This is a genomic window from Mesorhizobium sp. M4A.F.Ca.ET.050.02.1.1, assembly GCF_003997725.1.
GTDB lineage: Bacteria > Pseudomonadota > Alphaproteobacteria > Rhizobiales > Rhizobiaceae > Mesorhizobium.
In genome coordinates, this window is sequence record NZ_RZSG01000128.1 from 1 (window position 1) to 11340 (window position 11340).

Here is an 11340-nt window from a genome sequence, read left to right on the forward strand (position 1 = left end):
GCGCACGTCGTCGGCAAGCAAATCCGAGAGCTCCGTCCGGTCGGCGACGAGCAGCGCCGAATACCAGCGGTCGATCAGCGCGCCGTCATCGGCGCGGGCGGCGAGGACCGAAAAGAACAGCGCGGCGGCTATCGCGGTTCCCTGGGAAACGATCCGCATCGCGGGCCTCACCCCAGATCCGGCCGCTCGAAATCGCCGGTCTCCTTGTTCATCACCCACAGCTCGCCTGTCGAGATGTCGAACCAGGCGCCGTGCAGCGACAACCTGCCCTTGCCTTCGAGGATGGAGACGCAAGGGAAGGTCCGCAAGTTGGCGATCGAGTAGCGGATCGAGATGCGCTCCAGGGCGGTCTGGCGCTCGGTCGCCGTCATGAAGGTGCTGGACGACACGGTCTCGGCGGCGGGCGCGATCAGGCTCATCCACTTGCCGATGAAGTCGCCTGGCGAGAGCGGCGCGGAATTCGGGTCGAGTGCCGCGCGGATACCGCCGCAGCGGCCGTGGCCCATCACCACGATGTTCTTTACCTTCAGGCTCTGCACCGCGAATTCGAGCGCGGCGGAGGTCGAATGGAATTCGCCGTCCGGCGCATAGGGCGGCACCAGATTGCCGACATTGCGCAGCACGAACAACTCGCCCGGGCCGGCATCGAAGATCGCCTCAGGGGCGGAGCGCGAATCGCAGCAGGCGACGATCATCGTCTCGGGCGCCTGGCCTTCGCGCGCCAGAGAGCGGTAGCGCCCGCTTTCGGCCGGATAGCGGCCGTTCATGAAATTGCGATAGCCGTTGAGCAGATGTTCGGGAAGATGGGGCATGGGCGGCGTCTGGACCCTTTCCGGGTTGGATGCGGCACTTTCAGTCTGGAGAAGCCTCTAACGGCAAAAGCCGGTCGCGAGCAATGCCGAATTGCGGATGGCTCCGTCGCAATCGCGATGCGGCGGACATGGCTCAACCTGTCGCTCTATGCCCAGATGGCGACTGGAATGCCAAAACGATCCGACAGCGGCGGGTCCGGATTCGGCCTTGCCTCGCCACTGGCGATGCGGCCGGCAATCAGCATCATCGCTGCCGCGTCGAGAAAATCATCGGCGGCGGCTCCCTTCGGTGCCGGCTGATCGAGGAAGCTCTTTTCATAGCCATGCCGGCATAGCAGCGCCTTGCGTTCCTCCATCCCGGCGAGGTTGATCGCGCCCTTGACCTTCTTCGGCAGCGCCATGGCCTGGCCGCCATTCAGCCGGCAGAAGGCGACCTCGGGGTGCGATTCGAAGACGCGGCCGCGCAACTCCGGCCGCGCGATCAGCAGGGCATCGATCTCGCGGATCTTGGCAAAGATGCCGAAGGCCTGGATCGAGACGCCGCGCGGCGGATCGGAACTCGCCTTGGCGACCTCGCTGGCGCGGCGATGCGCGGCGTACCAGGCCTCGACCGTGGTGAAGCCGTCCGTCTCGGCATAGAGCGCCGCGCGCGAGGGGATCGAGAACACGCTCGATTGGCGCTGCCCAAGCAGCGGCCGCACGATCGCCTCCGGGCCGCGTCCTCCCCTTTGCGAGAAGTCGGGGAGGCCGATCGGCATGTCGACGGCGATCGTGGCGCCGCCGGCGGGCAATGCGGCGAGCAAAGCGGCAAAGCCTGGAAAGACGGAGATCGACGGAGCGGCATCCGGATGACGATGGACGGCGATCCAGCCGGCCTTGCAGCCGTCGACGCCGACCAGCACGCCGGCCGTCACGCCCGCTTGTCCCGCTCCGGGTGCAGGAGGTGGCGCAGCTGCACCATCGCCATCGGATGCGACAGGCTCTGCGCGTCGGTCTCGAGCTGCAGTTCGTCGCCGCCGCGTTTGGCGGTCCGCGCCAGGATCTCGTAGACGGCGGCCGTGGTCGACTGCAGCGCCTTGATCGGCGGCTGGCCGGAGAGGATGCGCGCCAGATAGACGGCGGCCGTCAGGTCGCCCAGCCCGTTCGGCGGCTTGTCGATGAGGCGGTGCTCGGCAAGCAACGCCTGCCTGGAATCGAGCAGGAGGTTGCCGGTACCGCCGGCCATCATCGAAGGCGCGGAGGTGACCAGCATGGTCGAGGGACCGGCGTGAAGGGCTGCCGCCATCACCGATTTCAGGTCGGCAAGCGGTGCCCCGGCCATCCATTCCAGCTCGTAGCGGTTGGGCGTGGCGATGTCGGCGATCGGCATCAACCGGTCGCGCAAGGCCGCCGCTGTCGGCTCCGGCACGTAGAGCCCGCCGGAATCGCCCATCACCGGATCGCAGATATAGAGGGCGTTCGGCGTCCTCTCCCGGACGGCGGTGACCAGCGAGGCGACGGCCTCGGCCTGGCCGGCCTCGCCCAGATAGCCAGACAGCACCGCGCCGACCTCGCCCAGCCAGGGCGCGCGCTCGAGATCGGCCATCAGCGCCTTGAACTGGTCGAGCGGCGGCACGATGCGGGTTGCCCGGCCGTGGCCTGGATGCCAGGGCAGGACGATGGTCGGCACCGCCCAGACCGGGAAGCCCAGTGTCTCCAGCGCAAAAACGGCGGCGCGGTTGCCGACAGAGCCGCGCGCGACATGGCTGGAGATGACGATGACCGCGCGCGGCGCGCCGGCTTTTTCAGCATTCATGGATGTCCGGTCCTAACCGCCACGCGTGGCGAAATACACCAGCCAGGCCAGCAGGCCGAAGGCGATGACGAGCCCCAGCACCCTGCCGATGCGGGTGCCCCAATAGTCGATCCGGTCCGAACGGTCGGCGTCCGCGGCGTTGACATGGTCGCGCGCGCCTTTCGCCGCCCGGGCGATGAACGACGTGCCGCCCGGGTTCGTCTCCCGCTCCACGCGCTCGAGAATACGGCGCGATTCTTTGTCGCTGTCCTGGCGCTCGGCCATGGCAATGTCCTGTTCAGCCGGGACCTTAGCCTGTTCGCCCGGCCATTCACAGGGCCTGCCTGCAGGGCAGCGGGATGGCAGTGGAAGCTTTCCGGCCGGGTCATTTTCTTGCACGCGGATTGTGGTAATGCTTCGCGTGCAACTTCCGACGAGGGACCCAAATCATGCTTGCCCAGAGCCTCTCTTCCCCCTCCATCTTCCGCCATCTGCCGGCCATTCTGATGATGGCCATCGTGCTGCCGCTGCTTGCCGGCTGTGGCTACAACACCATCCCGACGGCGGAGGAAAACGCCAAGGCGGCCTGGAGCGAGGTGCTGAACCAGTACCAGCGCCGCGCCGACTTGATCCCCAATCTGGTCGAGACGGTCAAGGGCTATGCTGCGCATGAGAAGGACACGCTGGACGCCGTGGTCGAGGCGCGCGCCAAGGCGACGCAGATCACGGTGACGCCGGAAACGCTGAAGGATCCCGAGGCCCTCAAGAAGTTCCAGGATGCCCAGGCCGGGCTGACCAGCGCGCTGTCGCGGCTGATCGCGGTGTCGGAAGCCTATCCCGACCTCAAGGCCAACCAGAACTTCCTGGCGCTGCAGGCGCAGCTCGAAGGCACCGAGAACCGCATTGCGGTGGCGCGCCGCGACTACATCCAGGCGGTCAAGGATTACAATTTGACGCTGAAGACCTTCCCGTCGGTGTTGTGGGCGACCTTCTGGTTCCGCAGCAACGAGCCCTTCGCTAACTTCACCGTGGAGGAAGACAAGATGCAGCCGCCGAAGGTCGATTTCGGCACGAAGCAGGGCGGTTGAACGACGAGTTAGTTTACCGAGCTTGCCAGCCTTGCGTTCCTTCGCGCCCCCCGCTGTCCTGCCGGACATCTCCCCCCCTGGGGGGGAGATTGTTCGTCGCGTTCGCCTTCGCCATTCCCCAACGTCTGAAAGGGAGGGCTGGTGGTCGAGCCGTCAATCTTCCCCCAAGTGGGGGAGATGTCCGGCAGGATATAGGGGCGCGCGCCAGAACGCCTTCGTTGGCGTCTTGCTGAGCTTCGTCTGCTTCCTCCTCCTCCCTCTCACCGCCTTCGCCGCCGATCTGCCCGCGCTCACCGGTCGCGTCGTCGACAATGCCGGTATCATCGACGCTGGAACAAAAGCCGCGCTGACGAAAAAACTCGCCGATTTCGAGAAGAAGGGCTCCGACCAGATCGTCGTCGCAACCATCCCCAGCCTGGGTGGCGAGGAGATCGAGCCTTACGCCAACCGGCTGTTCCGGTTCTGGAAGCTCGGCCAGGCCAAGGAGAACAACGGTGTCCTGCTCGTGGTGGCGCCGAACGATCGCAGGATGCGCATCGAGGTCGGCTATGGGCTGGAAGGCACGTTGACCGACCTGCACACCAAGCTGATCATCGAGAACGACATGGTGCCGGCCTTTCGCGCCGGCGATTTCTCCGGAGGCATAACCAAGGCCGTCGACGACATGATCATGGTGCTGGAAGGCAATCCGGAGGAGCTGGAGGCGCGCGGCAAGCGCAACGAGCAGGCGCCATTCAATTCAGACGATTTGTTCTTCTCGATCTTCATCGCAGTCTGGATCACCATCCTCGTTCTCAGCCTTGCCGCTTCCATCCTGCCACCGATCTTCGGCCAGAGGATCGGCCCCGGCCGCTATCGCTGGCTAGGCATGACCTTCGAGCCCGGCAAGCGCTCGTCCAGCGGCGGCTGGTCCTCGGGGAGCTCCGGCGGTGGCTGGTCCTCGGGCGGCGGAGGCGGCGGATTCTCCGGTGGCGGCGGTTCGTCGGGCGGCGGTGGCTCCTCGGGAAGCTGGTGAGACACATGGCGACACGACCGATCAGCCCGCAGGATCATGAGCGCATCGCCGAGGCGATCCGCGCCGCCGAGGCGAGGACCGACGGCGAGATCTACTGCGTCGTGGCGCATGCCAGCGACGGCTATTTCTTTCCCGCCGCCTTCATGACGACGCTAGCCATGCTCGTCGCCAGCCTTGCCGTCGCCTATGGGCTGGAGGCCTGGTGGCTGTCGATCCGCCTGCCGCATTTTGTTTTCGCCGAGCTCCTGGCGCTGGCCTCGGTGCTGGTGCTCTTGTGGGCGCTGCCCGGATTGCGCATCCATTTCGTGCCGCGCCACCTGCGTTACCAGGCGGCGCATCTCAACGCGGTCAAGCAGTTCCTTGCCCGCAACGTGCATCGCACCGCTGCGCGCACCGGCGTGCTGGTCTTCGTCTCGATCGCCGAGCGCTATGCCGAGGTGGTCGCCGACAGCGGCATCAACAGCAAGGTCGGCCAGCATGTCTGGGACGGCGTGGTGCGCGACCTTACCGCGCATGCCGGCGACGACCGGCTCGCCGACGGGTTCATCAAGGCCGTCGAATCGGTTGGCGCGGTGCTGGCCGAACATTTCCCTGTCACAGCGGGCGATGCCAACGAGCTGGACGATCATCTCGTCGAGATTTGAGATTAGTCTTTAACCTGCGCTGAGCCCTCCCGCGCCCTGTTGTTCGCCTGTGCGAAAGCGCGGATGCCGTGGGCCGGACTCTTTGCAATCCGGCGATGCGGGTTTATGGTTAACCAATCATGAACACGCTGACCATCGACATCAGGAAGGCCGAGCCGCGCGACGCGGCGGCCATCGCCGACGTGCATCAAGAGGCCTGGCGCGGCGCCTATTCCGGCATTATTCCGCACCGCACGCTGACCTCGATGATCAACCGCCGCGGGGCCGACTGGTGGGCGAACGCGATTCGCCGCGCCGCCACCGTGCTGGTGGTGGAGATTGGCGGCACGATCGCCGGCTACGCCACGATCGGCAAGAATCGCGCCCGTGAACTCCGCCAGCAGGGCGAGATCTACGAGCTTTATCTGCGCCCGGAATACCAAGGCATCGGGCTCGGCAGCCGGCTGTTCAGCGCGGCCCGCGCGCGGCTAGCCGACCACGGTCTGCGCGGCATGGTGGTTTGGGCGCTTGAGGACAACCAGAACGCGCTCGCTTTCTATGCTGGCGCCGGCGGCCGCGACATCGCCGAAGGCGTCGAGATATTCGAGCAAAAGGCGCTGAAGAAGGTCGCCTTCGTCTGGGAATGAACGCCCGCGTTTCGGCGTTGTTATTCTCCCCGCACGATTCGCCGCATTGCACCATGACGCGTCCGCCGCTATCGGTCTGACAAATCGAGAGAGGGATTTGAGTTATGCGCATCGAAGCGATTGCCACCGGGAAGAACCCGCCGGAAGACGTCAACGTCATCATCGAAGTGCCGATCGGCGGCGAGCCGATCAAGTATGAGATGGACAAGGAGGCCGGCACGCTGTTTGTCGACCGCTTCCTGCATACCTCGATGCGCTATCCCGGCAATTACGGCTTCGTGCCGCACACGCTGTCGGGCGACGGCGATCCGATCGACGTGCTGGTCTGCAATACGCGCGCGCTGGTGCCGGGCTGCGTCATCAATGTGCGGCCGATCGGCGTGCTGATCATGGAAGACAATGCCGGCCAGGACGAGAAGGTGATCGCCGTCCCGTCGCCGAAGCTGACGCTGCGCTACGAGAACGTCACCGAGTACACGCATCTGCCCGAGATCACGCGTGATCAGGTGCAGCACTTCTTCGAGCACTACAAGGATCTCGAGCCCGGCAAATGGGTCAAGATCGAGGGCTGGCACGATTCCAAATACGCCAAGAAGATGATCGTCGAGGCAATCGAACGGGCGAAGGTGGCGAAGGCGGCGAAGTAGTCTCGGCTCAGTTATCCACCCGGCCGAAGTCCGGCACGCTGCCGATCACCTCGCGCTTGTCCTTGCCGCAGGCGAAGCCTTTCGCCTTCTCGTCGGCGAGCTTGCGCGCCTGGTCGTTGGCCTGCGGGTTGCCGGTGGCCAGCACCAGCCCGATGGTGCAGCCCTGCTGGGTGTCCGGCTGGGCCACCTTGGCGACGACCAGCACCTGGGTCGGCTTGTTCTCGTCATCGGGATTGCTGACCTCGCGGCGGTGGATGACGGCGAAGGGGATGGCGACGTCGCCGTTGGTCTCGATGCGCCATTCCACCTTGGGCCCGGCCGTGTTGAGGCCGGAGAAGCTTTCCCAGACCGAGGTCATGTCGCCGGACGGGAACCCGTAGAACAGCGATTCGCGGGCATCGTCGTAGCCGATCAGCACGGGGTAGCCGCGATAGCCGGAGCAGGCGAGGCTCGCCCAATCGCCTTCGCCCTCGGCCGCCTGCGCATAGGTTACGCAATCCCTCTCCCAGTCCAGATCGGTGTAGGCGCTGGATATGTCGCCGGCATGGGCCGCCTGGCAGAGACCGGCGAGGGCAAGCGGGATCAGAGGCGCACGCATGGCGGACAACTCCGTTTCGAGTTGCCGGGAGCGTACCGCCAATCGCTATTTCTTCAAGCTGGCTTCGATCAGCAAATCGGCGTTGCGGGCGACCGACGCCGCCGGTCCGCCGAGGCCGAACAGCTGGCCGCTGATATAGGCGCCCTCGATCAGCAGCAGCAGGCCGTCGCCAAGCGTGTCGGCATCGGCGGCGCCCATTGCGGCCGCCATGGCGCGCAGGCGGCGGCGCAGTTCCTGCTTGTTGGTCTCACTGACGATGCGCGCCGGATGACTGTGATCGGGATATTCCACCGCCGCATTGGTCATGCCGCAGCCGCGATAGTCGGGTTTTTGCGTGCGCTTGCCGACGCGGGTGAGGAAAGCCACGATCTGCGCGCGCGGGTCGCCCGGATGCGCATCGACAGCCTCGTCGAAGCGCTCCCAGAATTCGAGATCGTATTTGCGCAGATAGGAGGCGGCGAGTTCGTCCTTGGAGGGAAAGCTGCGGTAGAGGCTGGGCTTGGTGACGCCGGCGCGCTTGACGATCTCGTCGACGCCGATCGCTCTTATGCCTTCGCGGTAGAACAGGTCGCGCGCCACGTCGAGAATCTTGTCGGCGGCCTTCGGATGCGCTGGCGCGTGATCCCCGCTGATGGATGCTTCAATTTTTTTGTCCGGTGGCATGCCACGACTCGCTTGACAATGTTACTGACCGGTACGTATTCATAGCCCCATCCAATTGCAACGTACCGGTCAGTAACATGATAGCTCAGTCTCGTCCGTTTGGCCAGCGCTACGCTTTCGTCGTGGTCGGCGTTATCTTTCTTTGCCTGCTGATCGCGGCCGGGCTTCGTTCGGCGCCGTCGGTGATGATGCTGCCGCTGGAGGAGAGTTTTGGCTGGCGGCGCGACGTGGTCTCGCTGGCTGCCGCGATCGGCATCTTCCTCTATGGCCTGACCGGGCCGTTCGCGGCAGCCCTGATGGAGCGGATCGGGCTGCGCCGCACGCTGCTAATTTCGTTGCTGGTGATGTCGGGCTCGACGGCGCTCAGCCTGCTGATGACCAAGCCGTGGCATCTGCTGATCACCTGGGGCGTGCTTTCCGGCATCGGCTCGGGTGCGGTCGCAACCGTGCTCGGCGCCACCATCGTCAATCGATGGTTCAAGACCAATCGCGGCCTGGTGATGGGGCTGATGTCGGCCTCCAGCGCCACCGGCTTGCTTGTATTCCTGCCGCTGCTCGCCTCGCTGGCGCAGGCGGGCGGCTGGAAGCCGGTCGCCATCGCCATCGCGGTCGCCACCGCCGCCCTGGTGCCGGTGGTGTGGCTGCTGGTGCCGGAGCGTCCGGCCTCGATCGGCCAGGTGCGCTATGGCGCCGATCCGGATGACGTGCCGCCGGTATCGCCCGCCTCGCAGGGCAATTTTCTGGCGCACACGCTCAGCACGTTGCGCCGCGCCGCCGGCACGCGGGTGTTCTGGTACCTGTTCGCCACCTTCTTCATCTGCGGCTTCACCACCAACGGGCTGGTCGGCACGCATCTCATCGCCTTCTGCGGCGACATGGGCATCGGCGAGGTGCAGGCGGCCGGCCTGTTGTCGATGATGGGCATCTTCGACCTGATCGGCACGACGCTGTCGGGCTGGCTCACCGACCGCTTCGACCCGCGCAAACTGCTCGGCGTCTACTATGCCATCCGCGGCCTGTCGCTGATCTACCTGCCCTATTCCGGCTTCTCGGCGGTCAGCCTGATCATCTTCGCCGTGCTCTATGGGCTCGACTGGATCGCCACCGTGCCGCCGACGCTGAGGCTCGCCAACGAGGCCTTCGGCGACCGCAGCGGGCCGATCGTGTTCGGCTGGATCGTCGCTGGCCACCAGGTCGGCGCGGCGGCGGCCGCGGCGTTCGGCGGCACGATGCGCGAGCTGCAGGGCAATTACGAGCTGGCCTTCCTGATCGCCGGCATGACGGGCATCGCGGCGGCCTGCATCTCGCTCTTGATCAACACGAGCAAGCCGGCCTTCGAGCCGGAGCCGCAGCCGGCGTAGGACACGACTGCCCCTTCTCCTCTTGTGGGAGAAGGTGTCGCCGAAGGCGACGGATGAGGGGTGTTCCAGAGGACACCGACGTCCCATTCCTTCCAGTACCCCTCATCCGTCTCGGCGCTATCGCGCCGATCCACCTTCTCCCCCGGGGGGAGAAGGTAAAGACACCTGTTGGTTGTCAGAAAAACTTCATGGTTCCGAGATGCGCCTGAAACATTGAGGCGGGAGCTTGGCGGTCCCGTTCAATGCCATCCCGGAGACAGCCATGAACAAGATCTCGATGACCCGCCGCGCCTTCGTCACCTCGGCGAGCGCGTTCGGCCTGGTCGGCGCCTCGGGCCTCGCGCTGCCCTATTATTCGCGCGCCAGCCAGCGTCCGGCCTTCACCCATGGCGTCCAGTCGGGCGACGTCGATGCTGGAAGCGGCATGGTGTGGACGCGCACGGACCGCCCGGCGCGGGTGATGTTCGAAGTCTCGTCGACGGAGAGCTTCGCCAACGCGACCACGCTCGCGCCGCTCGATACGTCGCCGGCCAGCGACTACACGGTGAAGCGGCTGCTCACCGATCTCGCCGCCGACCAGGACATCTTCTACCGCATGACGGCCGCCGATCTCGCCGACGTCAACGCCGTCTCCGAGCCGATCGTCGGCCGGTTCCGCACTGCGCCGGCCTCCAAGCGCGACATTCGCTTCGCCTGGTCGGGCGACACCGCCGGCCAGGGCTGGGGCATCGACGAGACCGGCATGAAGACCTACGCCACCATCGGTAAGCACACGCCCGATTTCTTCCTGCACTCCGGCGACACGATCTATGCCGACGGCGTGATGAAGGATGAGGTCGACCTGCCCGGCGGCGGCAAATGGAAGAACGCCGTGCTGATCGACGAGAAGCGCAAGGTGGCGCAGACGCTCGACGAATACCGGGCGCAGTGGAAATACAACATGATGGACAAGAACGTGCTGGGCCTCTCCGCCATCTGCCCGACCTTCTACCAGTGGGACGACCACGAGGTCGTCAACAATTGGTCGGATTCGAAGGACCTCAGCAGTGACGACCGCTATTCGGAAAAATCCATCCATGTGCTGGCGGCGCGCGCGGCGCGCGCCTTCCACGAGATGACGACGATCCGCTATGAGCCGGCCGAGCCCGGCCGCGTCTACCGCAAGATCGCCTACGGGCCGCTGCTCGACGTGTTCTTCCTGGACATGCGCTCCTATCGCGGCCCGAACGGCCCGGACATGCAGGACACGATGACGCCGGAATCGCGCATGCTGGGCGAGCAGCAGACCAAGTGGCTGAAACGCGAGCTGACCAATTCAAGGGCGACCTGGAAGATCATCGCCGCCGACATGCCGCTTGGCCTCGTCGTCTGGAACGACGGCACCAAGAAAGTGGGCGCAGAGGCCGTCAGCAACGGCGACAACGGCCTGCCCAAAGGGCGCGAACTCGAGATCGCCGACCTGCTGCGCTACATCAAGAATGCCGGCATCAGCAACACGGTGTGGCTGACGGCCGACGTCCACTACACGGCCGCGCACTACTACAACCCCGACAAGGCGCAGTTCCAGGACTTCAATCCGTTCTGGGAATTCGTCTCAGGCCCGATCCATGCCGGCACGTTCGGGCCCAACGATTTCGACATGACCTTCGGACCGGAGCTGAAGTTCATCAAGGCGCCGACCGCCGAGCAGGGCCAGAACCTGCCGCCGTCGGCCGGCCTGCAGTTCTTCGGCCTGGTCGACATCTCAGGCGCCACCGAGCAGCTGACGGTGCGGCTGATGGATCGCGACGACAATGAGCTCTACAAGGTGACGCTCGATCCGGTGCGCTCGGCTTAGGAGACTGTTGGAAATTCTACTCCGGCGGCCATCTGCTGGCGTTTTCTGCGCTTCCGGTGCTCACGGACCTAAATTGTCCGCTCCGCTCCGGTTCTCGAAACCACCACCATATGACTCGCCGGAGCGAATTTCGAAACAGTCTCCAGGAGGACGACCGCGACCGCTGGCCGTCAGTCCGGATAGCAGACAGCGGGAATCTTCGGCCAAACGGCGCTGTCGCAGCCGGCATCCTTCTGTCGCTGCTTGAAAGCGGCGCTGACGGGGCCGGTCACCAC

Annotated in this window: 13 protein-coding genes and 1 pseudogene; 7 read left to right on the plus strand and 7 right to left on the minus strand. The window is 65.3% G+C overall.

Annotated elements, in window-relative coordinates; genetic code table 11:
- The 5 genes and pseudogenes from EOA33_RS40430 to EOA33_RS11655 all read right to left on the minus strand — a co-directional run.
- Positions 1-159 (minus strand): annotated as a pseudogene (locus EOA33_RS40430) (nuclear transport factor 2 family protein); the annotation flags it as partial.
- Positions 160-167: 8 nt separating this feature from the next.
- Positions 168-812: a carbonic anhydrase gene (locus EOA33_RS11640; protein ID WP_126057560.1), complete on the minus strand. Its 645-nt coding sequence runs from the start codon at positions 810-812 to the stop codon at positions 168-170.
- Between the two features lie 146 nt (positions 813-958).
- On the minus strand, positions 959-1726 hold the full coding sequence (locus EOA33_RS11645; protein WP_126057561.1) for a DUF429 domain-containing protein: 768 nt from the start codon (positions 1724-1726) through the stop codon (positions 959-961).
- Positions 1723-2607 (minus strand): pyridoxal kinase PdxY, encoded by an 885-nt coding sequence (gene pdxY / locus EOA33_RS11650; protein ID WP_126057562.1) that lies wholly within the window; start codon positions 2605-2607, stop codon positions 1723-1725. Before pdxY ends, EOA33_RS11645 begins: the two co-directional genes overlap by 4 nt.
- 12 nt (positions 2608-2619) lie before the next feature.
- Complete coding sequence (locus tag EOA33_RS11655) at positions 2620-2871, minus strand: hypothetical protein (protein WP_126057563.1); 252 nt, start codon at positions 2869-2871, stop codon at positions 2620-2622.
- A 164-nt stretch (positions 2872-3035) separates the two neighbouring features.
- Between EOA33_RS11655 and EOA33_RS11660 the strand changes: the two genes are divergently transcribed.
- The 5 genes from EOA33_RS11660 to ppa all read left to right on the plus strand — a co-directional run bounded on the left by EOA33_RS11660 (position 3036) and on the right by ppa (position 6606).
- Positions 3036-3674 carry a LemA family protein gene (locus tag EOA33_RS11660; protein WP_126057564.1) on the plus strand — a complete coding sequence of 213 codons (639 nt, stop codon included), beginning with the start codon at positions 3036-3038 and terminating at the stop codon, positions 3672-3674.
- Between the two features lie 226 nt (positions 3675-3900).
- Positions 3901-4689 (plus strand): YgcG family protein, encoded by a 789-nt coding sequence (locus tag EOA33_RS11665; RefSeq protein ID WP_126057565.1) that lies wholly within the window; start codon positions 3901-3903, stop codon positions 4687-4689.
- 5 nt (positions 4690-4694) lie between these two features.
- Positions 4695-5333 (plus strand): TPM domain-containing protein, encoded by a 639-nt coding sequence (locus EOA33_RS11670; RefSeq protein WP_127405682.1) that lies wholly within the window; start codon positions 4695-4697, stop codon positions 5331-5333.
- Between the two features lie 119 nt (positions 5334-5452).
- Positions 5453-5959, plus strand: a complete 507-nt coding sequence (locus tag EOA33_RS11675) for a GNAT family N-acetyltransferase (RefSeq protein WP_126057566.1) — start codon at positions 5453-5455, stop codon at positions 5957-5959.
- Between the two features lie 104 nt (positions 5960-6063).
- Positions 6064-6606: an inorganic diphosphatase gene (gene ppa, locus EOA33_RS11680; RefSeq protein WP_126057567.1), complete on the plus strand. Its 543-nt coding sequence runs from the start codon at positions 6064-6066 to the stop codon at positions 6604-6606.
- A 7-nt stretch (positions 6607-6613) separates the two neighbouring features.
- Here ppa and EOA33_RS11685 read toward each other — a convergent pair whose 3' ends face one another.
- Both EOA33_RS11685 and EOA33_RS11690 read right to left on the minus strand, forming a co-directional pair.
- Complete coding sequence (locus tag EOA33_RS11685; RefSeq protein ID WP_126057568.1) at positions 6614-7204, minus strand: hypothetical protein; 591 nt, start codon at positions 7202-7204, stop codon at positions 6614-6616.
- Between the two features lie 45 nt (positions 7205-7249).
- Positions 7250-7867 (minus strand): TetR/AcrR family transcriptional regulator, encoded by a 618-nt coding sequence (locus tag EOA33_RS11690; RefSeq protein WP_127405683.1) that lies wholly within the window; start codon positions 7865-7867, stop codon positions 7250-7252.
- 77 nt (positions 7868-7944) lie between these two features.
- Here EOA33_RS11690 and EOA33_RS11695 point away from each other — a divergent pair, with 77 nt between their 5' ends.
- Entirely contained in the window at positions 7945-9228 is a 1284-nt protein-coding gene (locus EOA33_RS11695; RefSeq protein ID WP_127405684.1) for an MFS transporter, read from the plus strand.
- Between the two features lie 262 nt (positions 9229-9490).
- Positions 9491-11065, plus strand: a complete 1575-nt coding sequence (locus tag EOA33_RS11700) for an alkaline phosphatase (protein ID WP_127405685.1) — start codon at positions 9491-9493, stop codon at positions 11063-11065.
- The last annotated feature ends 275 nt before the right edge of the window (positions 11066-11340 follow it).

Bases quoted from the DNA above. Each gene is read 5' to 3' on its own strand.
- EOA33_RS11660 (WP_126057564.1), top strand. From the start codon at position 3,036: ATGCTTGCCCAGAGCCTCTCTTCCCCCTCCATCTTCCGCCATCTGCCG.
- EOA33_RS11655 (WP_126057563.1), bottom strand. From the start codon at position 2,871: ATGGCCGAGCGCCAGGACAGCGACAAAGAATCGCGCCGTATTCTCGAG.
- EOA33_RS11690 (WP_127405683.1), bottom strand. From the start codon at position 7,867: ATGCCACCGGACAAAAAAATTGAAGCATCCATCAGCGGGGATCACGCG.
- pdxY (WP_126057562.1), bottom strand. From the start codon at position 2,607: ATGAATGCTGAAAAAGCCGGCGCGCCGCGCGCGGTCATCGTCATCTCC.
- EOA33_RS11700 (WP_127405685.1), top strand. From the start codon at position 9,491: ATGAACAAGATCTCGATGACCCGCCGCGCCTTCGTCACCTCGGCGAGC.
- EOA33_RS11675 (WP_126057566.1), top strand. From the start codon at position 5,453: ATGAACACGCTGACCATCGACATCAGGAAGGCCGAGCCGCGCGACGCG.
- EOA33_RS11685 (WP_126057568.1), bottom strand. From the start codon at position 7,204: ATGCGTGCGCCTCTGATCCCGCTTGCCCTCGCCGGTCTCTGCCAGGCG.
- ppa (WP_126057567.1), top strand. From the start codon at position 6,064: ATGCGCATCGAAGCGATTGCCACCGGGAAGAACCCGCCGGAAGACGTC.
- EOA33_RS11640 (WP_126057560.1), bottom strand. From the start codon at position 812: ATGCCCCATCTTCCCGAACATCTGCTCAACGGCTATCGCAATTTCATG.
- EOA33_RS11695 (WP_127405684.1), top strand. From the start codon at position 7,945: ATGATAGCTCAGTCTCGTCCGTTTGGCCAGCGCTACGCTTTCGTCGTG.
- EOA33_RS11670 (WP_127405682.1), top strand. From the start codon at position 4,695: ATGGCGACACGACCGATCAGCCCGCAGGATCATGAGCGCATCGCCGAG.